This window comes from Nocardia callitridis, assembly GCF_039543305.1.
Lineage (GTDB): Bacteria > Actinomycetota > Actinomycetes > Mycobacteriales > Mycobacteriaceae > Nocardia > Nocardia callitridis.
In genome coordinates this window covers 120,291-146,209 of record NZ_BAABJM010000006.1, presented here as the reverse complement: position 1 = coordinate 146,209, position 25,919 = coordinate 120,291, and the positions used below count along the sequence as shown (strand labels likewise).

Below are 25,919 nucleotides of genomic sequence, written 5' to 3'. Positions count from 1 at the left end.
CGAGCGCAGGGGCGTAGCCATGGCCACCAAGCCGCCGACGGTCCTGACTGCCGGAGGATTCTTCTCGCACAGAGTAGCGTGACGTGCCTTCGGAACGGAGGCAGAAAATGACCGACGGGCTTATCGACGTCCACGCGCACTTCACCACCGACGACTACATCGAGGCAGCCAAGACGGCGGGCAAGCGCGAGCCCGACGGCATGCCCGAGGCGTACTGGCCACGTTGGGACGCGCACACGCACCTCGACTTGATGGATCAGGCGGGCATCGCGCGTTCGGTGCTCTCGCTGTCGTCGCCGGGCGTGCATCTCGGTGATGATGCCGAGGCCAAGGCATTGGCACGCACGATCAACGAGTTCGGCGCCGGGGTGCGGCGCGAGCATCCGGATCGGTTCGGGCACTTCGCCTCGCTTCCACTGCCCGATGTGGATGCCGCACTCGCCGAGATCGCCTACGCCCTGGACGAACTCGGCGCCGACGGAGTCGCGCTGATGACGAATGTGTCCGGTATCTACCTGGCCGACAAGCGTATTCAGCCGGTGCTCGAGGAGCTGGACCGGCGAGCGGCCGTGGTCTTCCTACATCCGACCAGCTGTGTCGGCCACGAGGAGGCCGCCCTCGGCTATCCGCGGCCGATGATCGAATTCATTTTCGAAACCGCCCGCACCATAGTCGATTTCATTCTCAGCGGGGCCGCGCAACGCTACCGGCACCTGCGGCTGATCGTCCCGCACGCGGGTGGCGTGCTCCCCCTGCTCGCCGACCGACTGGAGCTGTTCCGCACGCTCGACCCGAACAACGGCGGCCCACCGGTGCGTGAGTCGTTGCGCGGCTTCTATTACGACCTCGCGGGTACCGCGTTCGATCCGCAGCTCACCGCGCTGGCCACCATCGCGGAGACCGACCAACTGCTCTACGGCAGCGACTACTGCTGGACGCCGCCCGCCGCCGTGCTGCGCGCGCTCACCGACCTCGACAAGGTCGAGCATCCTTCGGGGCGGCGTTGGCGAGCGAGTACCACCCGCAATGCCCGCTACCTGCTGGGTTTGGCTGAGTAGGTAGCACTTTCGCTGTGAAACAGACTCCTCGCGGAGCGGGCTTCGGCCAGGAACACACCGCGTCGGGAACAACCGCCGAGGCGCGGGGTCGTTCGGCCCCGCCTCGGTTCACGGAGGACCCGGCGAGGACGGTTCCGCCCTGTATGCGACGCCTTTTCGACGGCACGCTACGTCGGCTGCGACCACCTCCCGGCGTGGACCTGGTCACTGCCGGTAGGTTTCCAGAAACCGCCCGATGCGGCCGATGATCGCTTCGAGATCGTCGGCGTGCGGCAGGGTGATGATCCGAAAGTGGTCGGGGCGCGGCCAATTGAAGCCGGTGCCCTGCACGATGTGGATCTTTTCCCGCAACAAGAGGTCGAGGACGAATTGTTCGTCGTCCTCGATGCGGTACATGTTCAGGTCGATGCGCGGGAAAGCGTAGAGCGCCCCCTTGGGCTCGACGCAACTGATCCCGGGAATCGCGTTGAGCGCCTCGACCGCCCGGTCGCGTTGTTCGCGCAGACGCCCGCCGGGCAGGGTGAGGTCGTAGATGCTCTGATGGCCACCGAGGGCGGCCTGGATCGCTTGCTGCGCTGGAACATTCGCGCACAACCGCATACCGGCCAGCATCGTGAGCCCTTCCAGGAAGCTCGCCGCGTGCTGTGTCGGCCCCGAGACCACCAACCAGCCGGAGCGAAATCCCGCACAGCGGTATGACTTCGACAACCCGGAGAAGGTCAGGCACAACAGGTCCGGCGCGAGCGCCGCCGCTGCGGTGTGGGTGGAGCCGTCGTAGCGGATCTTGTCGTAGATCTCGTCCGACAACACGATCAGTTGGTGTCGGCGGGCGATCTCGAGCAGTTCACTGAGCACTTCCGGCGGGTAGACCGCGCCGGTCGGGTTGTTCGGGTTGATGATCACCAGCGCGCGGGTGCGGTCGGTGATCTTGGCTTCGATATCCGCCATATCGGGATACCAGTCGGCGCCCTCGTCGCACAGGTAATGCACGGCGCGACCGCCGTTCAGTGTGGTCGCAGCCGTCCACAGCGGGAAATCCGGTGCGGGGACGAGGACTTCGTCACCGTTCTCCAATAATGCGGTGAGCGTCATCATCACCAGCTCCGAAACGCCATTGCCGAGGAACACCTCCTCGACGTCGACCTCGGTCAACCCGAGGGTCTGGTAGTACTGCACGACCGCGCGCCGCGCCGAAAGCAGGCCCTTCGAGATGGAGTAGCCACTGGAGGCGGGCACATTGCGCACGATGTCCTGCAAGATCTCCGGCGGCGCCTCGAATCCGAACAGCAGCGGATTGCCGGTGTTGAGCTTGACCACGTGATGGCCCTCGGCCTCCAGCCGCGCCGCGTGTTCGGCCACCGGCCCTCGGATCTCGTAGGAGACGCCTCGCAACTTGCTGGACTGCTTGACCTGCATGAACAACCCCTTCTCGGTAGGACTCCCACACTGTACTTGGAAATTCCAAGTATGCACTTGGAATTTCCAAGCAGAGCGTTAAGGTGGGGGTGTGCCACGCCGAAGTCACGATCACTATTGCGCCGTCAGCCGAGCCCTCGACGTCGTGGGCGACCGATGGAGCCTGCTGCTGGTCCGCGAATTGAGCTCGGGCCCACGCCGTTACAGCGACCTGTTCGCCGACCTCCCCGGCATCAGCACCGACATCCTCGCCGCCCGCCTCAAAGACCTGGAACGCGACGCCATCCTCACCAAACGCAAGGTCGGTGCGCGCGCGAGCACCGTGGTCTACGAACTCACCGACGCCGGATCGGCATTACGCCCGGTGCTCGACTCGCTCTCGGAATGGGGAACTCCGCTGCTAGGGCAGCGCCGACCGACCGACGCGATCCGCGCCCACTGGTTCGCCCTGCCGATCGGCCGCGCACTGGCCCAACAGGTTTCGGCATGCACTGTCGAAGTCCACGTCAGCGACAACGTCTTCCATGTCGTCATCGACGCCGCGCGCACCGTCACCCATCACGACGGCCCCGCCGCCGAGCCCGATCACCGACTTCACCTGGATCTGGATACCGCGATCGGCGTCGTCAACGGTGCGGTGACACTGCCCGACGCACACCCCGTCGACCACGCGGCGAAGACCTGACCGGGCGTTTCCTCTCGTGGTGGCGTGGGCGAAGAACACCGGATTCGACCGCCCGCGTCCGAACTACCGCGTGGTCCGGCGTACAGCAAGCTCGCCAGCGCCATCATCAGCGACCTCACTGCCCGGCACCGGACCAGAAAGCACAATGGTGCGTCTCGGCGAGATTCACGCGCGCCACGCCGTCGCGTCCGGGAGCCAGCGCCTGGGTGTGCGGCGGGTTCGCGTCGGCGCGAAACGCTGGCCACTTCGGGCGATCGGGACCGTTCGGATCGCCGGTTCTCGCGAAACCGGTCCAGTAATCGATCATCAGGTCCGAAAGCCGTTGCTGCTCAGGAGTAAAGGTGGCGGAAACACCCACGAGATCGAACAACGACAGCACGTCCGAGGAGTGGTAGGCGCGCAGCGGCATACCCAGTGGCGGCGGCAGGATCGACGGCGGGTTGGGATCAGCGAACTCGTACTCGTAGACGGTGGTGCGTGCCGCCAAGTCGCGTGCGGTGTGCTCCTGCGGGCACGCCCACTTACGGTCGGTGACGATGGCGGCGAACGCCAAGGCGGCCGAACCATAGGCGGAGCGCGGGTATTCGGTTTCCACCGCGGCACGACGAGCACCGAATGTCTCGCTGAGCACGGCGTCGTAGTCCTGCTCGGTGATGGGGTCGGGGTAGTCGTAGTACACGGTTTCGAAGGTCGCCTCGTCGCGCGTATTGCCCGACAGCACCGGAACCGGTGCGAACCGTCCCGCGTGCAACGCCGCACTCGGATCACTCGGCAGGACGGGCGTGCCGAACGCGGGATCGGAGAAGGTGTTGAGCACGGGTCTCAGCTTGTCCACCGGCAAGCCGCGCAGACAGTCGACGATGGTCGATTCCGCGCCGACGCACCCCAGATCCGTGGCGGTGCGTCGTCCGGTCTCGGCCACCTCGTCCAGCGGAAGGAACACCCGCCCCTCGGGCTTGTGTCGTTCACCGAAGTTCGTCAACCAGCTCACCGCGCACGACCCGCTCTGCATCACCACCTTGTCGAACAACCCGGCGGCGGTGGGCGAGGTGAGGTGCGCGCAGTTGCTCATCGCGCCCGAGGACTGGCCCGCGATCGTCACATTGCTCGAATCACCGTGGAAAGCAGCGATATTACGACGCACCCAGGCCATCGCGGATTGTTGGTCGCTGAGCCCGAATGTGCCGGAGCCGGGCAATCCCGGCAAACCGAAGAAGCCGAACATGCCGAGCCGGTAGTTGATCGTCACCACCACCACGTCACCGCGACGCGCCATGGGCTCGGCGTCCATGCTGGCACCGGTGCCGGTCTGGAACGCGCCGCCGTGAATCCACAGCACCACCGGTTTGCGATCCGCACCGCCGGCGGGTGCCGTGACGTTCAGGTAGAGGCAATCCTCGGCGGCGGGACCGCGCAATGCCACGCCGGGACCTTGCGCACACGCGGGTGGCGGTCGCGTGGCGTCGCGCTCACCTTGCCACGGCGCGGCGGGTCGCGGGTTCTGCCAGCGCAACGCGCCGACCGGCGGCGCCGCGTACGGGACCGCCTGGAATTCGCGTAACCCCTCGCGCACGGATCCACGCAGCAGGCCGCCCTCGGTGCGTACCACGGCGGGATCATCCGTGCCTTCGGGCGCTGCCGTGGCCTCGCACCCGGCCGCGCCGACGATCGCCGCGGTCGCCATCAGGGCAAGCGGCACACGCCATTTCCTCTTCATGATCAACTCTTCTCGTCGAGTGTCCAATCGCGGGGGCCGTCAGCCGTGCTGACCGCCGAGCATCGCCGCGCGCGCCCACGCCTTGCGACGCACCGTGGACTCCAGTGCGGAAACCACCGGCCGCGCCTGCGCGGCAACCAGATCCAGGCGCGCTCGATGCCGTCGACGGTCTTTCCTCGACAGCACATGCCGCAGTCGCGCGGCGGCCGCGAGCGCGGCGAGCACCGCGTCGTCCGAATCGACCGGCCCTCGGTCGCGCCGCGCGCGCACCACCGCGTCGACGGCGGCGTGTGTTCGCGCGAGACGCGCACCCGCGCGGGCACCAACCACCTTGTGCGGCAACGGAATGACCCGCATGGGCACGCTGACCAGTACGCCTTCGGCGATCAGTGCCGCCTCCACCAGACCCAGCGCGGCTACGGGACGTTTACCGACCCAGTGTCGCCAGGTGCGCGGCGCAGCGGCGCGAATGTTCGTCAGGGTGTCGTCGAGCAGGGGTTCGCCCGTGCTCGCCCCGTTCGCGACCGCCTCGACTCGACCTCCGACATCACGGACCAGCCCGCGCGCCAACAGTTCCGCCAACGCGGCGGCGCGTACGAGATACCCGACGCGCCGCCGGTCCCGCACCCGGCTGGTATCGGTGCGGTAAGCGAGCAGCAGTGCTTTCGTCGGCAGTGAATCCGTCATGCACCGATCATCGAAAACCGGGCGGCACCTGGTCTTCGGCACAAAGTCGATAGCGAGTGCGACTTCGGTAGGTCAGCGACGGCCGAAGGGTCGGCACGCGGATTCGTGAGCGCAGCGCAACTGGCTTCTCACCAGCACGCACGCCGGTGGCTGAACACCCGGCCGGAACGTGCGTACGCCACCACCCACGCCAACCGATATCACGCACCGCCGAGGCCGGTTGGCGGTGGCCGGGCCCGCGATGGAGGCACGCGCCGGGGCGATCACTCACGCCAACCCGGCATCGTGCGCCGCCAAGGCGATCTGCGTGCGATTGTCCACCTCGAGCTTGGTGAGGATATGCGAGACGTGCGCCTTGACGGTCGCCACGCTCATATAGAGCTCGGCCGCGATCTCGGCGTTCGGTTTGCCGGACGCGATCGCCAACGCCACCTCGAGTTCGCGGGCGCTCAGGCGGGCGAACGTCGTCCGCGCCCGCTCGAAACCACCGGCGTCGGCGGTGACCTTGTCCATCAACTTGCGGGTCACCTGGGGCGACAGGATCGGATCCCCCGCCGCGACACGGTGGATGGCCGCCACGATCTCAGGCGGTGGAGTGTCCTTGAGCAGGAAACCGTCCGCACCCGCGTGCAACGCGCGCAGGATGTTCTCGTCGGTGTCGAAGGTGGTGAGCACGATGACGGCGGGCGGGTTCGCACCACGAGCACGCAGGCGGGCGGTGGCGGTGACGCCGTCCATCACCGGCATCTGGATGTCCATGAGCACCACGTCGGGGGCGTGCGCGGCGACGGCAACCAGTGCGGCGTCGCCGTCGGCGGCGGCACCGACGACGCTGATCTCGGACGCGCCGTGGAGCATGAGGGTCAATCCGGTGCGCACCAGCGCGTCGTCGTCGACGATCAGGACCCGGACACCGCTACTCACCCGGGCCAGGGTAGCGAAGCACGCATGCGGAATTCGCCGGTCTCGGTCAATTCGTGGTCGAGTGTGCCGCCGGTGAGCCGGGCGCGCTCGGTCAGGCCGACCAACCCGGTTCCGGTACCGGGCAGCGACGCGAGCCCCGGGTGCGTGCTGCCTTCGGCGATCGTCGGGTTACTGACCTCGATCGACAACCCGGCGCCCGGCGCACCGGCCACGACGACCCGAACCGGTGCTCCCGCAGCGTGTTTGCGCGCGTTGGTCAGCCCTTCCTGCACCACGCGGTATCCGGTGCGCGCGACGGCGGCGGGCACGGACTCCTTGTCGATGACCCGATCGTCCAGTTCCACGACGAGATTCGCGGCGCGCGCCTGCGTGATCAGCTCGGCCAATTCGGTGAGACCCGGCTGGGGACGATCGGGCGACTCGTCGTCGGCGCGCAGCACGGCGATCACGTCCCGCAATTCGCCGAGCGCTTGGTGCACACCGGAGCGAATTACCCCCGCCGCCGACGAAACCTGTTGTGATGTCATGTCTTCCCGGTACTCCAGCGCGCCCGCGTATGTCGCGACCAGGGAGAGCCGGTGCGCGAGCACATCGTGCATCTCCCTGGCCAGTGCGGCACGCTCGGCCGCCCGCGCTTCCGCGACCCGTCGGCCTTGCTCGGACTCGGCTCGCCGGGCGCGCTCGCGCAACGAGTCGATCAGCGCATGTCGCGCCCTGACCAACAATCCCCAGCCCACCAGCGCCGCGTAGGTCAGCACCACCAGCAGCAGCCACCAGTAGTACGGCAGTTCGGGGATCGGCCGCCACAGTCCGTACACGGCGTGGCCGACCACCCCCGCCGTCGCCGCCACGGCGACCACCGCGGGCGGTTGGCGCCGCGCGACCACGATCACCACCGCGGTGGACGGCGCCGTCACCGGCCACGCGACAGCGGCCAGCCCCGCCAAGGTCAGCGTCACCGCACGCGGCCAGCGCTCGACACCCGCCAACACCCCGCAGGCCAGGAAACCCACGACGACGTCGAGCCACAGCCGATCGCCCCCGCTGCCCGACTGGATCTCACCGAACAGCGTCAACGCCGTCAGCGCCGCACACGTCAGCACCAGCACGACGAGCCACCGCGATGACCGACGAGCCGGGTCCGCGACCGAGACGACAGGATGCAACACGCGTTGCAGCGTAGGGCGCACAGCCACCGCGCAGCCATAGACCAAAGTCGATCGGCTCCGCGACCAAAGGGGCCCACGACTGGCCGACCCTGGAGCCCCAGCCTTACTCAACGGTTGGCTCGACCCAAGCCACACGGGGCCATTGTCCCCGCCCGACTCAGCTCATGGTGGTACTCGACTTCGCGATCGCGAAAGCGCCCGGAAGTTACTGTGACTGGTTCCAGACTCCCTGGCCGCGACACGACATCGCTGATCTCGCTCGGCGCCACCAACTGCACCGCCCCCGCGCAATCACGACCTATGTGTTCGAGCAGTGCGGTCGCACTGTCGGCGCGCGCTCCGAAGTCCCTGGCGAGTCGTTCTCGCACATTGGCGTCGTCAGGTAAAAGGTTCGCCAGCCATGGTGCGGTGACCCGATGGTCGTAGCCTCGCGCTACCGCCAGCGGCATCGACAATGACAATGGTGTCGCCTCGAAGTCGGCGGCGTAGTCATCGACGTAGGTGAAGCGTGGACGCCCGGAGACGTGTGTAATCACCCCTGCTGGAACACCGTTGAGGACCACGATCAGATCAGGCATGCGGCTCCGTCGTCGGTGGGATCGAACGGTCTTCGCCCCGAATGCGGGCGAAAGCGTTCTGGATCGCCTGCTGTTCGCGAGATGCGGCGGCGCGGCGCGGCCGGGGCTCGGCGACGAGACGCAAACCCAACGCGCTCGCGATCTGGATGACGCGACCGATCTCGCCATGTGGACTTCCGGACTCGAGGCGACCGATGAGCTGCCGCCGCCGTCGGCCACAGCACCACCGAACACCGCCGCGCTACCCACACACGAGCTCGCAGGGCATATCCCGCCACGGGCCTTGGCCGAGTACAGCGGGACAACGACGCGAGAACCGAGAACCGAACTCGGCTCGACACTTCGCCAGACATACGCCAGAACAACCCGCCTGACAACTCGAGACCACACCACTGAGACCGAATTCACTGTGCGACAGTCGATTCCGGCATATAGCGCATTCGCCGCTTTCGGGACTTGCGTTGTGCGCGTGCAAGACTCATCACTGTGCTCACCTACTTTCAGGCCGCCGTGATCGGCGCGGTGCAGGGTGCTACCGAACTCTTCCCGATTTCGAGTCTCGGCCATTCGGTGTTGCTGGCCGAGTGGCTCGGTGGGGACTGGCGGGGGTTGATCGAGCACGACGAGTCGCAGTCGGGCACACCGTATCTGGCATTTGTCGTCGCGTTGCATGTGGCGACAGCGGTAGCGCTGCTGTGTCATTACCGGCGTGATTGGTACGCGATAGCCGCCGGATTCGTCGACTTGCTGCGCACTCGGCGTACCGAGACGATTCCGCAGCGACTGGCGTGGTTGATCGTCGTGGCGACCCTGCCCGTTGCCACGCTCGGCCCCTTGGTGCAGCACCCGCTGCACGCGGTGTTCGCCGCGCCGATCTACGCGAGTGTGTTCCTGTCCCTCAACGGCGTCGTGCTGCTGCTCGGCGAGCGATTTCGCCGCCGCAACGCGCCGACACTGGCCCAATACGGGCGCAGATTCGCGCTACGTCAGGCACGCGGCGCCACGTTGACCGCCGAACGAGTGCCGCTGACACGTTCCGATCGCCCGCTGACCGCACTGGGAGTCCGCGACGCCATCGGCATCGGTTTCACCCAAACCGGCGCGCTGCTCACCGGATTCAGCCGTTCGGGACTCACCATGGTCGGCGGCCTGTGGCGCGGACTGGAACACGAGCACGCGGCCAAATTCGCGTTCCTGTTGGCCACCCCGGCGATCCTCGGCGCGGGCCTGCTGGAACTCCCGGAACTGGTGGGCCCGGCGACCGAGGGTATTCGCGGCCCGGTCTTGTTCGGCTCCGTGATCTCCGGGGTTTCCTCCTGGCTGACGGTGCGCTACCTGGAACGCTACTTCCAGACCCGCACGCTGCTGCCCTTCGCGTTCTACTGCCTGCTCGTCGGCGGGGTGTCCATCCTGCACTTCGGTTGAGCGCGCCACCGAAAAACAGTGGCGCGCGGGCACGCGCGCGTGAATCGTGGTGGAGCACGCGATCGGCGGCGGTGAGGAGGCCAGATGTTTTCGGTGTCATTGGGTGCGGACGGTGCGCACCTTGGTCCATTGGAGCCGTGGCAAGCCGAGGAATTTCTCGCGCACATCGACCGATCCCGCGAGTTCGTCACGCCCTATGTGGCGATCCCGGATGTCGTGACCGACGTCGACTCCAGCCGAAACTACCTGTTGGATTATGCCGAGAAGGCCGCCGCGGATACCGGGCGGCTCTATGGGATTCGGCTCGACAGCACGCTGGTCGGCGGCGTCCTGTTCCGGACGATGGACGCGCGGCATGGCAACGCCGAAGCGGGCTGCTGGTTGGAGCCCTCGGCGGTGGGGCGAGGGCTGGTGACGCGCGCCGCCACCACGATCATCGATTGGATCATCACCGAACGCGGCTTCCACCGGGTGGAATGGCTGGCCGCCTCGGCGAACACGCCGAGCATCGCGGTGGCACGACGGCTCGGTATGACCAGGGACGGCGTTTTACGCGAGCACATCGCGCGCGACGGAAAGCGGCACGATATGGAGATCTGGTCGGTGCTGGCACCGGAATGGCACGCACACCGTCAGCGAGTCCGGCCGGTCACGCCGACCTGAGTGCCCCCTCGCGCGACGGCTGTCATCGCCAGCGACAGCATTCGCGCCGATTCCGCCGATCCCTCGTTGCCGCAGCGCGCACGTCGAGCCGGACATCCCGGCGGCACAACTAAAAGCGTTGTCGGTCAGACGGATTCGGCCTGCTCGTGGGTTGACGGTGCGCGATGTCCGAGCGTTTCGACATTCAGTGGCCGCCGGTGCGCGGCACCGAAGTAATCCGACCAGGAGCGATTCGGGTTGTGCGGACGCGCCGCCGCGACGGCGAGGTACGGCCGCACGACGCGAGAAATGTTGGCGGACACGTATTTCGGCGGATCAGGCAACCGGTGCACGGCGCGCAGCGGCTCGTCGAGCAGCGCGAGCATCACCGGGGCGGCGAAGCGCCGCAGCCGGGGAGGAAACCAGCGCTGTTCCCAGTCGACGAGCAACTGCGCGACCAGCGCCTGCCCACCCTCGGTGCTCGCGTAGTGGCGGCGTTCGTAATCCAGGGTCCACGCGAAGAATTCCGCCCGCGTCGCGGGGACATCCAGCCCCATGCGTTCTCCCACGCCGCGCCAGAACAGGTAGCGCGCGAGCCGTTCGGCGCCGGTGAACACGTCGAGATCCAGGCTCGCGAGGATGCGGTCGGCTTCGAAGGCGAGCGAGCCGAGCGTGTAGAGCTTGTCGTCGTCGGTGATGCCGAAGCGCGCGTGAATCTGTTCCATCCGGTCGATCACGGCGCGACCGTGCGCGCTGCTGTGGCCGTTGCGCAGCATCTCACCGAAGAACAGCAGGGTATCGCTGTTGCGCTGGCGCACGTTGCGCATCATGTCGCCGGTACCGGCCCGGTAGACGATGCGCGAGATCGACGGAATCGCGACCTGCCTGGCGAAGGCAATGGTGTAGGCGGCGTGCACGAACAACGGATCGCCGTACCGAACACCGGTACTGAGATGGGTGATCTCCTCGTGGTCGATGACAGGGTCGAGTGCGGCGATGCGGCGGGTCATCGCGCGGCCGGTCATGAAGCGGCAGTCGCCGTATGCGGATGCGGGGGTCATGGCGGTCTCCGAGCTCGAGGTGTGGGGGCGGTCGCGACGGCATGCCTCGGCGGGTGGCCGCCCGTGTCATCGATGTCGTCGCAGCACGGCGCGGCGTCCGGCGAACCGGGGATTACGCGTCGAGATGTCTGACATAGTGTCAGGTAAATCTGACATACTGTCAATAGCGGGTAGTCTGAACCGTCGACCGTCGCGCGACACGACACGGCAGGAGAGGATGTGCGGATGAATCGGACCCGCGCCGTCGTCGGCGATCGCCGACCGCCGAGCCGAGGCGACCAACAACGCGGCCGCATCATCGACGCGGTGGTCGACCTGCTCGAGACGACCTCGATCGCCGAACTCTCGGTCACCAGCATCGCCAGGCAAGCCGGGGTCGGGCGACAGGCGTTCTACTTCTACTTCGAATCCAAATACGCGGTCGTCGCCGCGGCGCTGGAACAGGTGTGGACCGAACTCGACACGGCGACCGCCGAATTGGCCGACTACGACTTCCAGGAACCACCCGCGCCCTTCACCATTCGGATGATCGACGACGCTGTCGTCGTCTGGGAACGCCACGGCGCACTGCTCAACGCCTGCCTGCAAGCGCGCCCGTCCGACCCGCAATTGAGCGACCTGTGGGACACCTTCCTCGCCAACCTCTCCGGCAAGCTGGCCACCTTCATCGCCACCCTGCGCGACAACGGTCACGCCGCGCCCGCCACCGTCGACACCCCCGCCCTCACCCACGCGCTCGTCGGCCTCACCGTCTGGACGCTGACCGAGAAGTGGGCACTGGCCGAGAAATCCACAGCCCCCCAACCCCTCTCGGCCGAACGCCTGATGGACGCGACCAGGGCCATCTGGATCGCCAGCATGTGGGGCGACTCGCGGTAACGCCGCCCCACACGCGGCCAGCGCGGCCGCCCTCGATTACCGGACGCGCGCACTCCCGCACTTCAGCATCTGCGACGCCGGGGAGAGCCGGGCGCCGAAGGCTGTCCACAACGAGCCGTCCGAGACTCGCTGCAAGGTGAACCGGTGCTTGCCGTAGCAGGCACGCGAAGCCACCGCCAGCCGCGCCTTGCCGATCACCCGATACGGCTGCCCGCCGATGCGCACTGTCTGATCCATGTGCCGATCACCCTTTCGTCGTCTGGTTACGACCTCGAACAGGGACAACGTTCGCAAGGCTTCGCTGAAGACAGCCTGAAGCGACCTGAAAGCGGCTTCAGTGACGCACCGGACGCACCGGACACGCCGAAGACGGCGGACACGCTCGAATCGACGCCTGGAATATTTCGTCGCGAGCAACGAGTTCGCCCTCACATGAAGATCGGAATCAATACGTTCGTGACCGATGAGGCAATCGGCGCCGCGGCGCTGGGCCGCGCGCTGGAGGAGCGCGGCTTCGAATCACTGTTCCTCGCCGAGCATTCGCACATTCCCGCCAGCCGCAAGTCGCCGTATCCCCGCGGCGGTGAGCTCCCCCGTCAGTACTTTCGGACGCTCGATCCTTTCGTCGCGCTGGGCGCGATCGCCGCGGTGACCGAGCGGCTACTGCTCGGCACCGCCGTCACCTTGCTCATCCAGCGCGACGTCATCCATACCGCGAAGGAGGTCGCTTCGCTCGACCATCTGTCCGGGGGCCGCGCGGTGTTCGGCGCCGGTGTCGGCTGGAATCGCGAGGAGATGGCCGATCACGGCACCGATCCGCGCACACGAGGCGCGTTGCTGGACGAGCAACTGGCGGCCATCCGCGCGATCTGGACCGACGAACTGGCCGAATACCACGGCGAATTCATCGATTTCGACCCGCTCTACGCGTGGCCCAAGCCGATTCAGCGGCCACATCCGCCGATCTACATCGGTGGAGCGAACGCCGCAGCCGAGCGCGCGGCACGACACGGCGTCGGTTGGATTCCCAACGGCGTCACCTCGGCCACCGAAGTCGCCGAGCAACTCGCCGTGCTCGACGGCCGCGACATTCCCGTCACGGCGTGTCCGGTACCGGCGGATCCCACGGTCCTCGACGCGTATGCCGAGGCGGGAGTGGAACGCGTAACCCTCTCGCTACCCACGCACCCGGAAGCCGATGCGCTGCGCAAGCTGGACGAGTTCGCCGAACTGGCGCAACGGTACGCGGCGTAGCTGGCACCGAACACAGACGCGTTCACGGGGTCTCGAGCGCTGCGCCGTCGACGACCCAGTGCGAGCCGACCGCGCTGGGCATCGTCGGCGGGCCAGCAGGAGCACCGCGCGAGCGATCTCGTCCGGTTCGATCAGCTTGCCGGTCACCATTCCCGACTGTTCCGGCATGGCCGCGACCACGGTTTCCTGGTCGACGGCGATCTCCGCCGAGAGCCTGCCGACGTAGCCGTCCGCGCCCGTGAGCATCGGGGTGCGGGTGGAGCCGGGGGTAACGACATCGACCCGAACGCCCTGTTCCGCACCCTTTTCCGCCAGCCCTCGGGAAAGGCGTCGAGTCCGGCCTTCGTCGCCGCGTAGGACAGCGGCACCCCGCGCGGATCGCGGGCCGAGGAGGAGCCGGTGTTGACGACGGCGCCTCGTGACCGCGTCAGCGCTGGCAGTGCGGCCCGCGTCGTCTCCACCGCGGCGAGGAGATTCAGCCCGAGCACGTGATCCCAGGCTTCGGCCGAACCGCCGAAGGGGTCGACGAGGTCGGCGCCGGACGCTTCGCCGCCGACGACGTTGTTGACGAGCACGTCCAGCCGCGGATCGGCCGCGAGCACCTCTTCGACCATCTCCCGCGCTCCACACGCGGCACCGACCCGCCGTATGCTCGGCCTCGACCGCTGATCGTGTCGAGGAGGGCCCGTGCGCAAGTTCGTTCGTCTGCTGTTGGTCGTGCTTGCCTGTGCCTGCGCCATGACTCCTGCGCTGACGGCTTCCGCCGCACCGGACTCCGCGACCATCGACGAGTTCACCGCCGCCAAGATCGACAGCCTGTCGGCCACCCGCGCCGCGGCGGGCGATGCGAGCACGGGCGAGTTGATCGAACAGCTCTCGCGCCCCTTCCTCGGCACCCCGTATGTCGCGGATACGCTCATCGGCTCCACCACCGAACCCGAACAGTTGGTCATCGACTTTCGTCGGGTCGATTGCTTCACCTACCTCGATGACGTGGAGGCGCTGCGCCGGTCGACCACCCGCGACGAGTTCATCGCGAATCTCATCCAGACCAGGTACGCCGACGGCGTCGTCGATTTCGCCCACCGCAAACACTTCTTCACCGACTGGGCGCACACCCCGCGCATCGCCGCCGCCGACATCACCGGCTCGCTGAGCCCGGCCGCTACCACCGTCACCACCCACTTGAACGCGAAAGCCGATGGGAGCAACTATCTTCCGGGACTTCCGGTGGTCGACCGCGATGTCACGTATCTGCCGGCCGACGCCGTGGACGAGACTGTGATCGGTCAGCTGCGTACCGGTGACTACATCGGCGCCTACGCCGATCGACCCGGCCTCGACGTCACCCACGTCGGCATCTTCGTGCAGACACCCGAGGGGCCCGTCTTCCGCAACGCCTCGTCGTTGGCCGCCAACGAGCAGGTGGTCGACTCCTCGTTCGCCGAGTATGTGCGGACCACCCCCGGCATCGTCGTGCTGCGCCCCTCCTGAACCTCGGGTCAGGAGGTCCCGACGCGTGTGCGAGCGAACCCGCGACGAGTCGAGCGATCTCGGCGTACCGTTGATCCCGCTCGGCGACGAACCTCCACGCCTGAATCTCCACGAGAAGGGGAACAGTGATGCTTGGACCGAGTACTCCCGCTCGTGTGCGCACCGCCGCCCTCGGCGCGGCGACGATCCTGTGCGCGGTCATCGCCCCGGCTACCGCGGCGCCGTCGATCGATACCGGCTCCTCGGCGCAACCCACAGCGGTGGTCGGCTTGAACGACTACTGCGAAAACCCCGGAGCGACCGCCACTGTGGACTCCGGCCGCACCGTCTATTGCAGCCGCGTGCAGGGCACGGACTCCTACGTGTGGTCCTATTCGGCCAGCCCGATGGGCCACGACCCCAACGACCGCGGCTACACCTGCGGCTCCGACGGCTGTCGCTGGCCCGACGGCAGCGAGGTCCCCGACTACCGCCGCTGCGGCCTTCTCTGCGGCGAACCTCCCACCAGCGGCGATGTCCAGAGTGGACTCGCGGATTGCTTCAACGAAGGCACCGACTTCGAAGAATGCGAACGCAGGGTCTACCAGGACAGTTGAGCTTCTCCCCGGCCATGCTCCGGTCCGCGTGCTACTGGTGGACTAATTCGCCCACATCGTGCTCCCCGGTGGTGCGGCCAATGTCCTGATCAATTCGACGCCCGCGACCACTATCGCGGGACCGCCGACGGCGATCGTCCCGACGACCGTGCCGATCAGGCTACCGAGGCCGACGCCACCGAGTGCGGTCAGGAGAGCCGCTGGCCCGGCGGGGATACCGCCGACGAAGCCGAGCACCAAACCGATCGTCGCACCGATCAGGCCGCCGGTGAATCCGCCGATCGTCCCGGCGATGCCGACCTGTGCGCCGAATTGCTGGAGTGCAAGGCCGTTTTCGGCACCCGAGGCGACCGGTCGAATCACCGGTCGCGCCTTCGCCTCCGACAGGTCCGGCCGCAGTTCCAGGGTGGTCGCGTCGTCGGACACCTGAAAGTCGTAGGGATGGCTCACATTGTCCACCTGAAATGCCAGCGGCAGGGTGAGAATCTTTGCCCCGGTGCGGTCTTCGATATCGACGACACTGCCGTCGGCGTGCGCGCGGAAGAATCCGCCGTCGAGCGTGGTCACCACGGCGTTGTTCACCACGTGCGACCGGTATTCGATACTTCGCACGGGTTGCGCGGCGGAACTTCCGGAGGCGACTATCATCGCGCCGACGGCGAATGCCGCTGTGGCGGTGAGCTTTCGCAGGAACATGAGCTACTCCCCTGGTGTCATCGAGCGAATCGGGTGGTCCCCGGTGGTGCGTTGAACGTGGTGATCAGGTCGATGACGCCGATCACCAGTGCGGGCCCGCCGACGAGCAGCGTGCCGATAACCGACCCCACACCGGCGAGCGGCACCGCGCCGGGCAGGCAGCCCAGGGCGAGCGCGACCAGGCATCCGAATGTGGCGCCCACGACGAATCCCGCGAAGGCGCCGAGCACATTCGCCAAACCCAGTTGCCCGGCGACCGCCAGTTGCGCGTCGAGGTTTTCCTGCGGCGAGGCCACGGGAGTGACTGGCGCGCGTGCGATGTCGGCGGGCTCGAGACGCGGCGTGAGGCGCAGCACCGTCGCGTCGTGATCCACGACGTAGTCGAACGGTCGCTCGGAGCCGTCGAGCCGCAACGACAGCGGGAGGGTGAGCACCGGATGACCGGCGCGGTCGGCTACCGCGACGCTCGCGCCGTCCTTGGCGACCGCGAAAGTACCGCCCACCAAAGAGGTCTCGATCGTCGAACCGGCGAGCGCTGTCGTGAACTGGATCGTTGGTGGCGCGGGCTCGGCGTGCGCGGGTGTGACCGCGAGCGAGACCAACGCGAGGGCGAGTGCCGACGTAGTGACCAGATGTCGAATCTGCATGGGTGCATCCGTTCCTCGAAAAAGCCGTGCTCGCATGACCGCCGGCGGTGGGCGGGCATCGGCCGAACGTCATCGGCGACGGTGGGGTCGGGGTGCGCGGAGGGTAAAGCGGTGTGGCGGGGAAGATTCGAGTAGTTCGCTACGTCATACCCTACCGACAGCACGGGCGCGGCACAGGAAAACGGCGGATGCCGTCTGCGAATCCACCGAATTCGCGGTATTACGTTGTTGGCCAACGCAATACCGACCGGTCGACTCGCAATCTCAGCCGGGGAGATCGAAGAGGTTGAGCTTGTAGCTCTTGATCACCGGCGGCACCAGTCGCGCCATGATCGGCATGCCGTATTTGTAACGCCACGGCCAGTTGTCGGCGAGACCCGGCTGTGGGGTGGCGAAGGTGCGACTGTCGAGCAACCGCAGCCCCCACGCTTCGAGGTCGTGCGGGTCGTCGCAGATCCAGGTCATGCGCGCGGGCAGCGCTTTGAAGACCGCGTTGCGGTCCTGGTTGTTCATCATGGCGCGACCACCGGTATCGAAGGACATCCGGTGACCGGGGAACCCGGCCGCGATCTGCTCGATGACGGTGCGCACCTCGGCTTCGCCCAAGTACAGCAGCACGGCTTCGCTCACGAAGAAGTACGGTCCACCGGTGGCGGCGACCTGCTCGAACCAGTCGGTGTCGAGTACCGAGCCCGCGATCATGGTGGTGCGCTCGGAGTCGTCGAAGAACTTGCGGCGCAACGCCATCGTGTCGGGCAGGTCGAGATCGAACCAGTGCGCCGTGCCGTTGTCGAGTCGGCTGGAGCGGTTGTTGAGGCCGGCGCCGAGCTCGATCACCGTGCCGGCGGGGTGCTGGTCGAGGAACTCGCGCACCCAGGCGTCGAACATGGCGGTACGGAGCACCGAACCCGCCAGCGAGGGCCCGGTGAACTTGGTGAAGTCGTAGTCGATCTGCGCGACCAACTCGACCGAGGTGGCGTCACCGAGGATGGGCTTGCGCGCCTTGGCGTCCCGCGCGCGACCGTAGAGCGGAATGAGCAGGGTTTCTTGCACATCCCCCAGCTGAACATCTTCTCGATTCATTCCACTCTCTCCCATTGACTTAGGCTAACCTAAGTCACTTTCGATCGGTGGTCAAGACTGGACAGCGGGGCCCACCCCGCAAATTCTGAATGCCGTTCAGAAACAACCCGCTGCCAGAACTGGTGCCGAGCGGGTACCAATGACAACGTGATCCCCTACGGACAAGCGCGCCGACGCGTCGACGACCGGTGCGGACCGTGCGCGACAGCGCGGTTCGAGACCACCACTCGGCCAGCACCGGTGGTCGCGAGCCCGGCTACCGAGCGCCTGCTGGAGTTCCTGCCCGCACCCACGCGAGGAAACAACCGGATCGTGTCGAGCCACTGCGCGGCCATGCCGTGACCCCGGTGCTCGCGGTCGATCTCGGCAAGACGGGTTGTCGCGGGTCACTGCGGGTCGACGGCGAGCAGGCGGTTCTCGTCGAAGCCGAAGGGGCGCCCGGCCTCGCGAATACCGGGGGTGTCGCCGCGGCGGCACGCGCGGTCCGAACGGTGATCGATCGAATCGCGGCACGCACGGGCGATCTCACGGTGTCGGTCGGCGCGGCGGGTGCCGCCTCGGCACCGGACGCCGCGCGACAACTCGCGCGAGAACTGGGCGAGATCGAGGGCGTGCGGCAGGTCGCGGTCACCTCCGACGCGGTCACCGCGCACGCGGGTGCCCTCGGCGGCGCGTGCGGTGTCGTCCTCGCGATGGGCACCGGTGTCGTCGCGACCGCGATCGACACCGCGGGGAATTTCACCAGGGTCGACGGGTGGGGACCGCTGCTCGGCGACGAGGGCAGCGGCGGATGGATCGGGCTCGAGGGCCTGCGCGCCGTACTGCGCGCCCACGACGGGCGCGGGCCGGTCACCGAGCTGACAGGGAAGGTGGGCGAGCGTTACCGAGTTTCGGTCGACGAACTGCCGAGATACCTGGGAGCACAAGCTAGTCCGGCTTCCGTGGCGGCACGGTTCGCACCGACGGTCGCCGCCTGCGCCGCGACCGACGCGGTCGCCGCGCACATCACGGCCACGGCGGGGCAGGCGCTCGCCCGCACGGTACTGACCGCGATCGAACGCGCAGGACTCCCACGACCGGTGCCGTATGCGATTGTCGGCGGCCTCGTCGGTCTCGGCGCGGCACTGCTCGATCCGCTCGATACCGCGACCGCCGGCGCGGTCGAGCGTCGAACACCCTTCGGTGATCCGATCGACGGTGCCGCGCTGCTGGCACTGGATCCGACAACGGTTTTCGAGCCACTGCTGACACGGGTATCGACCCCCGGTTAGGGCTGCGATGCCGCCCCGCGCGGGCTCGACCGATCCGGGCGCCGCGCGCTGCCGATCCGTGGCGACTGCGCGGGCTCCGGTGCGGAGGTAGCCGTCGTCGGCAGTCCGGCTTTCGCGGCGCCGAGGGGGAGCTGAGCGAGGAAACCACATCTGGCACAGGCACCTACGGGCGCCGAACCCGATCCGTCGGCGAACCGCACACGAAAGACCGGGCCTGGTTCGCGTGGTGACTCGCGACCGTCACCGTGAAATCCCTCCGAACCAGGTCGCCTGCGGCAAGCACCACCTTCGGTGGCCGACGCCGCGGGCGGTGGGAATCCCGCCCGTCACGACCATGGTCTCGCGCGCAGGCCGAACCACCCGTTGACAACTATTGACAGCATTACCTTGAAGCCTGACACTATCTTGCAACCCGCTCGCCGCGTCACCCAGGAGTTGCGATGAACGCACTCAATCTCGCCGTCATCGTTGTCTACCTGGTGGTCATCGCGTGGATCGGTCTACGCCTGTCGGGCAAACAGAAATCCAGCCGCGACTACTTCGTCGGCGAAGGCCGAATGCCTTGGTGGACAGTGTGTTTCTCGGTCATCGCCACCGAGACCTCCGTGCTCACCGTCATCTCCATTCCCGGCGGAGCCTATACCGATCAGGGCTTCGGCAATGTCGAGTTGGCGCTGGGCTACATCATCGGACGCACCGTCGTGGCGATCGTGCTGATCCCGCTCTACAAGCGGGGCGGCTTCGTCAGCGCCTACCAGTACCTCGAACTGCGGTTCGGCCGATACCTGCAGGGGGTGGCCTCGATTACGTTCGTGTTCACCCGATTGCTCGCCGAAGGTGTGCGGCTGTTCGCCTCCGCCATTCCGATCAAGTTGCTGCTCAGCGAGTTCGGCCTCGATATCGGTTACGGCGTGATCATCGTCGTGCTCACGCTGTTGACCGTCGTCTACACCTACCTCGGCGGCATCAAGGCCGTCATCTGGACCGACGCGGTACAGATGGGGCTCTACCTCGTCGGTGCGATCGTCGCCATCTGCGTGCTCACCGGCCACGTCGGAGCGTCGGGCTGGTCGGATGCCCTGCACAGCGACAAGTTCCGCGTGTTCGACACCGACTTCGGTCTCGCGCACATCCTCACCAACAGCTTCGCGTTACCCACCGCCATCATCGGCGGCGCGATCTTCGCGATGGCCTCGCACGGCTCGGATCAGCTGATCGTGCAACGCATCCTGGCTACCAGGTCCTTGCGCGACAGCCAGAAGGCGATGATCGGGTCCGGCATTTTCGTCGCCATCCAGTTCGCGGCGTTCTCCCTGGTCGGCGCACTGCTGTGGTCGTACAACGGCGGCAAGAGCCCGAAGGAACTCGGCCTGTCCAGCTCCGATGACCTGTACCCGAACTTCATCCTGCACGGCCTGCCCGTGGTGATCTCCGGGCTGCTGGTCGCCGGAATCCTCGGCGCCGCCATGGGTTCGCTGTCCTCGGCACTGAATTCGATGGCCAATTCGACCGTCGCCGACATCATCCGCAGCTTCACCCGCAAGGAAATCGCCGACGACACCCTGCTGAAACTAGCCAGGATCATGACGCTGGTGTGGGCGGTACTGATGGCGGTGTTCGCGATGGGCTTCAGCGCAACCACGGGCAATGTGTACCTCACCGCACTGGCCATCGCCGGATACACCTACGGCGCCCTGCTCGGAGCCTTCCTGCTCGGACGGCTTGTGTCACGCGCCAACCAGTTCGACGCCGTGGTGGCGTTCGTGGTGACGGTGATCGTGATGACGCTGGTGGTGCGAGTGGTGAAGATCGACGTCACCGTCGCCGGTGCGACCACGTCCAAAGCTATTGCGGCACAGTGGTTGGTGCCGATCGGCGTGCTGGTGACACTGGTGGTCGGCGGACTCACCAGCCGCTTCCATCCCGCACCGGCGCCGACACCGCCGAAGGAACCGGTCGAGGTGGCGGCCTGATGCGCGTCATCGGGCTGATGTCGGGGACCTCGCACGACGCGATCGACGCGGTGGCAGCGGATATCGTCCAGCGCGCGGACACTCTCGACGTAGCGATCGCGGGCATGCTCAGCCGCCCTTACCCCGCTACCTTGCGCGCGCAACTGCTCGCGACACTGCCACCGAATACGACAGACATCGGCGCGGTATGCCGACTCGACACCGCGATCGGACAAGAGTTCGCCGCGACAGCCGAAGCGGCGAACAACGAATTCTTCGACGGCACAGCGGAACTCATCGCCTCGCATGGGCAGACCGTCTTTCACTGGGTCGCCGAGGGCGCGGCATTGGGCACCTTACAATTGGGCCAACCCGCCTGGATCGCGCAGCGCACCGGACTCGCGGTGGTCAGCGATTTTCGCGCCCGCGATATCGCGGCGGGCGGGCAGGGGGCGCCGCTGGTCGGTTTGTTCGATCTGTTGTGGCTCAACGGTCGCCAGGGGCACACGGCAGGACTGAACATCGGCGGCATCGCCAATGTGACCGTGACCGGCGATCATCCGTCCGCTTTCGACACCGGCCCCGGCAACGCGCTGATCGATGCGGCGGTCGAACGCCTCAGCGCGGGCACCGAGTTCTTCGACCACGACGGCACGCGGGCCGCGCGCGGAACCGTCGACGACTCGTTGTTGAAAACCCTGCTCGCCGAACCGTATTACCGCAAGCCGTCGCCGAAGACCACCGGCAAAGAGCTGTTCAACGCCGCTTATCTCGAACGCTTACCGCCCATCGATCCCGACGACCTCGTGGCGACTCTGACCGCGTTGACCGCGCACACCATCGCCGACGCACTCGCCACGCACTCCCCCACCGAGGTGATCGCCTCCGGTGGCGGCACCCGCAATCCGACCTTGCTGACGATGCTGCGCGAGCGACTGGGACACGCGAAGCTGCGCACCTCGGACGAACTCGGCCTGCCGTCGGCCGCGAAAGAGGCCGCCGCGTTCGCCGTGCTCGGGTTCCTCACCGTGCACGGGCTCGATGGCACCGACCCGGGGTGTACCGGAGCACGCGAGGCAAGCGTGCTGGGCGCGATTACCCCTGGCGTCAACGGCTTTCCCCGAACCGAGCGACCAAGCGTCGCGCCCCGACAACTGACGGTGGTAGGCCATGGCCAGGCATGACGATGTGCGCGCACGGCTGCTCGCGGCATTACCACAGCTGTCGCCCGCCGCGTCCAGAGTCGCGGTCATCGTCCGCGACGATCCCTCCGGCGCGGCGCAACTCACCGTCAGCGAGCTCGCCGAACGCGCCGAAACCAGCACCTCCGCGGTCGTGCGATTGGCGAAAAGCCTTGGCTATGAGGGCTACCCACAGCTGCGCCTGGCACTGGCCGCGACCGGCACCGAGCAACGAACCCCGGTATTCGCCACCGACATCACCGCCGACGAAGCGCTGGCTAAAGTTCTGCACAAGCTCACCGTCTTCGAGACCGAAGGCATGCTGGCGACCGAGCGACTCGCCGATCCGGAGACCATGGCGGCCGTCGTCGCCGCGCTGGTCGCCGCGCGCAGGGTGGAGCTGATCGGCGTCGGCGCATCCGGCCTGGTCGCCATGGACATGGCGCAGAAGCTGAATCGGATCGGCCTGTGGTGCGGTGTCGCCACCTCGGAGGACGACGCATTGGTGCACGCGAGCCTGCTGCAACCGGGCGATGTGCTGGTGGCGTTCTCCTACTCCGGACAGACCGCCGCCGTAGCCGAAGCGGTGCGCCGCGCGGCACACGAGGGCGCGACAACGGTGGCCGTCACCGGCGGCTCCGGATCGAAACTCGCACGGGCAGCCGAACATACGGTGCTGGTGGCCGGTCGTGAGGACGGTTTCCGTTCCGCCGCGATGGCGAGCAGGATGAGCCAGTTACTGGTGGTCGATACCCTCTACATCGGTGTCCTACAGCGGACACCCTCGGCGCCGAAGGCTCTGCGCCGAACCTACGACGCGGTGGCGCAACGGAGGCGAAACGAGTGAGCGGCGAGATCGGCGCACTGTCGACGGAACGATCGAATCCGCGCACGGTCGACCTGGACTCGCTACCGGTGGCCGAACTGCTGCGGATCATGAATGCCGAGGACGCGACCGTCGCTTCGGCGGTGGCGCAGGCGATTGCGGATATCGCGGCCGCGGTGGAGTTGATCGTCGCGGCCAGGCGACGCGGCGGCAGACTGATCTACGTCGGCGCTGGCACCAGCGGAAGGCTCGGCGTACTGGACGCGGTCGAATGCCCGCCGACCTTCGGTACCGAAGCAGGCGAGGTGATCGGACTCATCGCTGGCGGCGAGCGAGCCTTCGTCCAAGCGGTGGAGGGCGCAGAGGACGAGCCGGACCGCGCCGCCGCCGATCTGACGGCGATCGACGTGGGCCCCGCCGATGTCGTTGTGGCACTGGCGGCGAGCGGTCGCACCCCGTACGCCGTCGGCGCCCTCGACCACGCACGCTCGGTCGGCGCATCGACGGTATCGGTTTCTTGTAACCGGCAAGCCCTACTCACCGAGCATGCCGACGTGGGCATCGAAATCGACACCGGCCCAGAGGTTTTGACCGGATCCACCCGGCTCAAGGCAGGCACCGCGCAAAAGCTCGTCTGCAATATGCTCTCGACCGCGACGATGATCCGCTCCGGCAGGGTCTTCGGCAACCTGATGGTCGACATGACCCCCACCAACGCCAAACTCGTCGACCGCGCCCACCGCATCATCGCCGAGGCCACAGGCGTCGACGCCACCGCCGCCGCCGCGCTGTTGAAAGCGGCGGACGGGCACGCGAAGACCGCGATCGTCATGGAGTTGGCCGGAGTGGACGCGGCCACCGCGCAGCAGCGCCTATCGGAGGCGAACGGCTTTGTGCGCGCGGCAATTCGCGTCGCACCGCACTAGAAAGCCATGTCGTCAGCCGGTCGCTGGGCGGCAATGCGAGCGGTGTCCGCAGAACCGGTCGCTCAGCCACTTGCCCGAGTTCCGATGTCCGACCTAACGATTCGCTGATCGAGCGGCTCGACCCGCGGACCCGCGGACCCGCGGACCCGCGGACCCGCGGACCCGCGGTGGCCGGTGATGCGTAACCATCCGAAAGACACCACATGCTGATCGGGCACGGCCACGCATACTCTGCCCAAAGCTCGCGCAGGCGCCCGTCGACAGTCGGTCTTTTCCGAAAGGTATCGCGACAGGATTCGCTCACATCACCACTATCGCCGAGTCACGACCAGCTAATGGGTGCCGCCCGTTTCAGCCGACCGAAGCACTCGGCGTGCATGCTCGTGAAGTCCCGGGCGCAGACCAGGGCGACGCTGTTGGCTCGCACCAGCCTTCGCGTATCGACCGAGGGTCTGGACGGCTCCTTGCCCCTGGCCGGGATCAGCCGCCGCGGACACGGCGCGTTCTCACGGCGCGAACAAGCTCGAACCCCAGTAATCCTCCGGTCCCAATCCCGGCGGCACCGCGAAGACCGCCGAGCCGACGTGCTTGATGTACTCGTTGAGCGCATCATTGCGCGCGAGATTGCGTTGCATCGGCACGAATTGGCGTTGCGGGTCGCGGCAGTAGGCGATGAAGAACAGTCCCGCGTCGAGATGGCCGAAACCGTCGGAACCCTCGGTGAAATTGTAGCCGCGACGCAGGATCTGGATGCCGTTCAGCTCCTCGGCCGAGGCCAATCGCACGTGGGCGTCGCGATCGATCAGCGGTCCCGACGCACCCGCGGCGGCGAAATCCGGCTCATCGAATTCCTCGGAGCCACCCAGCGGCGCCCCGGACCCCTTGGCGCGGCCGATCACCCGCTCCTGTTCGTGCAGTGTCGCGCGGTCCCACGGCTCGATCAGCATCCGAATCTTGCGAGCCACCAGGTAGGAGCCGCCCGCCATCCACGCCTGATCGTCGTGGCCGTCGACCCAGACCGACCGATCGACCTCGGTTTCGTCCTCGGCCTTGATGTTGCGGGTTCCGTCCTTGAACCCCAACAGGTTTCGCGGCGTCGTCTGACTGGTCGAGGTCGAGGAGGTGCGACCGAAGCCGAGTTGCGACCACCGCACCGACACCTTGCCGAAGCCGACCCGCGCGAGGTTGCGGATGGCGTGCACCGCGACCTGCGGGTCGTCCGCACACGCCTGGATGGCGAGGTCACCGCCGGAGCGTGCCGCCTCGAGTGCGTCACCACTGAACTTCGGCAGGTCGGCCAGCGCCGCCGGTTTGCGTGCCGCGATGGCGAACCGGTCGACACCTTCGGCGGTCGTGAACAGCGAAGGGCCGAAGCCGATGGTCAGTGTCAGGCCGGAAGGACCGAGATCGAGTGCTTCGCCCGTGTCGCTCGGCGGCTTGTACTGCCCGTCGCCGACGGCACCATTCTCGGTCGTCTCCTGCCCGCCGGTCATCCGTTCGGCCATGGCGGTCCAGGTGCGGAGCAGTTCGATCAGCTCAGCACGGGTTTCGGTGTGCACGTCGAATGCCGCGAAGTGCAGGCGGTCTTGGGCGGGTGTGACGATCCCGGCTTGGTGCTCACCACGAAAGGCGAAGGCACCGGCCGACTCCGAGGCCGAACCGCCCGACCGCGACGCGCGACCCGCGACAACCCCGGCTCCCGCCGCGACAACACCGACACCCGCGGTGCCCAACCACCCGCGCCGCGACACC

At 67.2% G+C, this 25,919-nt stretch carries 26 protein-coding genes; 13 read left to right on the top strand and 13 right to left on the bottom strand.

Annotation, left to right across the window (positions count from 1 at the left end; translation table 11 throughout):
• The first annotated feature begins 107 nt into the window (after window positions 1-107).
• A complete protein-coding gene (locus ABEA50_RS25110) occupies window positions 108-1,058 on the top strand; it encodes an amidohydrolase family protein (protein ID WP_345498420.1) in 951 nt (316 codons plus the stop codon).
• A gap of 204 nt (window positions 1,059-1,262) precedes the next feature.
• Here ABEA50_RS25110 and ABEA50_RS25105 read toward each other — a convergent pair whose 3' ends face one another.
• Entirely contained in the window at window positions 1,263-2,474 is a 1,212-nt protein-coding gene (locus ABEA50_RS25105; RefSeq protein ID WP_345498418.1) for a pyridoxal phosphate-dependent aminotransferase, read from the bottom strand.
• A 91-nt stretch (window positions 2,475-2,565) separates the two neighbouring features.
• On the opposite strand from ABEA50_RS25105, the gene ABEA50_RS25100 reads away from it, so the two are divergent.
• Window positions 2,566-3,159 (top strand): winged helix-turn-helix transcriptional regulator, encoded by a 594-nt coding sequence (locus ABEA50_RS25100; protein ID WP_345498417.1) that lies wholly within the window; start codon window positions 2,566-2,568, stop codon window positions 3,157-3,159.
• Window positions 3,160-3,274: 115 nt separating this feature from the next.
• On the opposite strand, the gene ABEA50_RS25095 is transcribed toward ABEA50_RS25100, so the two are convergent.
• From ABEA50_RS25095 to ABEA50_RS25075, 5 genes are all read right to left on the bottom strand, one after another.
• Window positions 3,275-4,876, bottom strand: a complete 1,602-nt coding sequence (locus tag ABEA50_RS25095) for a carboxylesterase/lipase family protein (protein WP_345498416.1) — start codon at window positions 4,874-4,876, stop codon at window positions 3,275-3,277.
• Window positions 4,877-4,915: 39 nt separating this feature from the next.
• A complete protein-coding gene (locus ABEA50_RS25090) occupies window positions 4,916-5,563 on the bottom strand; it encodes a GPP34 family phosphoprotein (protein WP_345498415.1) in 648 nt (215 codons plus the stop codon).
• A 267-nt stretch (window positions 5,564-5,830) separates the two neighbouring features.
• Complete coding sequence (locus tag ABEA50_RS25085) at window positions 5,831-6,487, bottom strand: response regulator transcription factor (RefSeq protein ID WP_345498414.1); 657 nt, start codon at window positions 6,485-6,487, stop codon at window positions 5,831-5,833.
• Window positions 6,484-7,683: a sensor histidine kinase gene (locus tag ABEA50_RS25080; RefSeq protein WP_345498412.1), complete on the bottom strand. Its 1,200-nt coding sequence runs from the start codon at window positions 7,681-7,683 to the stop codon at window positions 6,484-6,486. Before ABEA50_RS25080 ends, ABEA50_RS25085 begins: the two co-directional genes overlap by 4 nt.
• An 80-nt stretch (window positions 7,684-7,763) precedes the next feature.
• Window positions 7,764-8,234 (bottom strand): HipA N-terminal domain-containing protein, encoded by a 471-nt coding sequence (locus ABEA50_RS25075; protein WP_345498410.1) that lies wholly within the window; start codon window positions 8,232-8,234, stop codon window positions 7,764-7,766.
• Between the two features lie 480 nt (window positions 8,235-8,714).
• On the opposite strand from ABEA50_RS25075, the gene ABEA50_RS25070 reads away from it, so the two are divergent.
• Window positions 8,715-9,659, top strand: coding sequence for an undecaprenyl-diphosphate phosphatase (locus ABEA50_RS25070; protein WP_345498784.1), 945 nt, complete (start codon window positions 8,715-8,717; stop codon window positions 9,657-9,659).
• An 84-nt stretch (window positions 9,660-9,743) separates the two neighbouring features.
• Window positions 9,744-10,322 (top strand): GNAT family N-acetyltransferase, encoded by a 579-nt coding sequence (locus tag ABEA50_RS25065; RefSeq protein ID WP_345498408.1) that lies wholly within the window; start codon window positions 9,744-9,746, stop codon window positions 10,320-10,322.
• Window positions 10,323-10,447: 125 nt separating this feature from the next.
• Here ABEA50_RS25065 and ABEA50_RS25060 read toward each other — a convergent pair whose 3' ends face one another.
• Entirely contained in the window at window positions 10,448-11,362 is a 915-nt protein-coding gene (locus ABEA50_RS25060; protein ID WP_345498406.1) for an oxygenase MpaB family protein, read from the bottom strand.
• Window positions 11,363-11,587: 225 nt separating this feature from the next.
• Between ABEA50_RS25060 and ABEA50_RS25055 the strand changes: the two genes are divergently transcribed.
• Complete coding sequence (locus tag ABEA50_RS25055) at window positions 11,588-12,241, top strand: TetR/AcrR family transcriptional regulator (protein ID WP_345498404.1); 654 nt, start codon at window positions 11,588-11,590, stop codon at window positions 12,239-12,241.
• Window positions 12,242-12,277: 36 nt separating this feature from the next.
• On the opposite strand, the gene ABEA50_RS25050 is transcribed toward ABEA50_RS25055, so the two are convergent.
• Window positions 12,278-12,478: a hypothetical protein gene (locus tag ABEA50_RS25050; protein WP_345498402.1), complete on the bottom strand. Its 201-nt coding sequence runs from the start codon at window positions 12,476-12,478 to the stop codon at window positions 12,278-12,280.
• Between the two features lie 195 nt (window positions 12,479-12,673).
• Between ABEA50_RS25050 and ABEA50_RS25045 the strand changes: the two genes are divergently transcribed.
• On the top strand, window positions 12,674-13,495 hold the full coding sequence (locus ABEA50_RS25045) for an LLM class F420-dependent oxidoreductase (protein WP_345498401.1): 822 nt from the start codon (window positions 12,674-12,676) through the stop codon (window positions 13,493-13,495).
• A gap of 143 nt (window positions 13,496-13,638) precedes the next feature.
• Here ABEA50_RS25045 and ABEA50_RS25040 read toward each other — a convergent pair whose 3' ends face one another.
• Window positions 13,639-14,109, bottom strand: coding sequence for an SDR family oxidoreductase (locus tag ABEA50_RS25040; RefSeq protein WP_345498400.1), 471 nt, complete (start codon window positions 14,107-14,109; stop codon window positions 13,639-13,641).
• A gap of 73 nt (window positions 14,110-14,182) precedes the next feature.
• On the opposite strand from ABEA50_RS25040, the gene ABEA50_RS25035 reads away from it, so the two are divergent.
• Window positions 14,183-14,989 (top strand): DUF1460 domain-containing protein, encoded by an 807-nt coding sequence (locus ABEA50_RS25035; protein WP_345498399.1) that lies wholly within the window; start codon window positions 14,183-14,185, stop codon window positions 14,987-14,989.
• Window positions 14,990-15,117: 128 nt separating this feature from the next.
• Complete coding sequence (locus ABEA50_RS25030; protein WP_345498398.1) at window positions 15,118-15,585, top strand: hypothetical protein; 468 nt, start codon at window positions 15,118-15,120, stop codon at window positions 15,583-15,585.
• Window positions 15,586-15,627: 42 nt separating this feature from the next.
• Here the strand turns inward: ABEA50_RS25030 and ABEA50_RS25025 are convergent, their stop codons facing one another.
• The 3 genes from ABEA50_RS25025 to ABEA50_RS25015 all read right to left on the bottom strand — a co-directional run bounded on the left by ABEA50_RS25025 (window position 15,628) and on the right by ABEA50_RS25015 (window position 18,011).
• Entirely contained in the window at window positions 15,628-16,281 is a 654-nt protein-coding gene (locus ABEA50_RS25025) for an ammonium transporter (RefSeq protein ID WP_345498397.1), read from the bottom strand.
• Window positions 16,282-16,298: 17 nt separating this feature from the next.
• Window positions 16,299-16,928, bottom strand: coding sequence for an ammonium transporter (locus tag ABEA50_RS25020; RefSeq protein ID WP_345498396.1), 630 nt, complete (start codon window positions 16,926-16,928; stop codon window positions 16,299-16,301).
• A gap of 264 nt (window positions 16,929-17,192) precedes the next feature.
• Window positions 17,193-18,011, bottom strand: a complete 819-nt coding sequence (locus tag ABEA50_RS25015) for a class I SAM-dependent methyltransferase (RefSeq protein ID WP_345498395.1) — start codon at window positions 18,009-18,011, stop codon at window positions 17,193-17,195.
• Window positions 18,012-18,208: 197 nt separating this feature from the next.
• On the opposite strand from ABEA50_RS25015, the gene ABEA50_RS25010 reads away from it, so the two are divergent.
• The 5 genes from ABEA50_RS25010 to murQ all read left to right on the top strand — a co-directional run bounded on the left by ABEA50_RS25010 (window position 18,209) and on the right by murQ (window position 24,167).
• Window positions 18,209-19,282 (top strand): N-acetylglucosamine kinase, encoded by a 1,074-nt coding sequence (locus ABEA50_RS25010; RefSeq protein WP_345498393.1) that lies wholly within the window; start codon window positions 18,209-18,211, stop codon window positions 19,280-19,282.
• Between the two features lie 440 nt (window positions 19,283-19,722).
• Entirely contained in the window at window positions 19,723-21,255 is a 1,533-nt protein-coding gene (locus tag ABEA50_RS25005; protein WP_345498392.1) for a sodium:solute symporter, read from the top strand.
• Window positions 21,255-22,418 (top strand): anhydro-N-acetylmuramic acid kinase, encoded by a 1,164-nt coding sequence (locus ABEA50_RS25000; protein ID WP_345498391.1) that lies wholly within the window; start codon window positions 21,255-21,257, stop codon window positions 22,416-22,418. Before ABEA50_RS25005 ends, ABEA50_RS25000 begins: the two co-directional genes overlap by 1 nt.
• Window positions 22,405-23,262 (top strand): MurR/RpiR family transcriptional regulator, encoded by an 858-nt coding sequence (locus ABEA50_RS24995; protein WP_345498390.1) that lies wholly within the window; start codon window positions 22,405-22,407, stop codon window positions 23,260-23,262. Before ABEA50_RS25000 ends, ABEA50_RS24995 begins: the two co-directional genes overlap by 14 nt.
• On the top strand, window positions 23,259-24,167 hold the full coding sequence (gene murQ, locus ABEA50_RS24990) for an N-acetylmuramic acid 6-phosphate etherase (protein WP_345498388.1): 909 nt from the start codon (window positions 23,259-23,261) through the stop codon (window positions 24,165-24,167). Before ABEA50_RS24995 ends, murQ begins: the two co-directional genes overlap by 4 nt.
• Before the next feature lie 506 nt (window positions 24,168-24,673).
• On the opposite strand, the gene efeB is transcribed toward murQ, so the two are convergent.
• Window positions 24,674-25,918, bottom strand: a complete 1,245-nt coding sequence (gene efeB, locus ABEA50_RS24985; protein WP_345498387.1) for an iron uptake transporter deferrochelatase/peroxidase subunit — start codon at window positions 25,916-25,918, stop codon at window positions 24,674-24,676.
• Between the last annotated feature and the right edge of the window lies 1 nt (window position 25,919).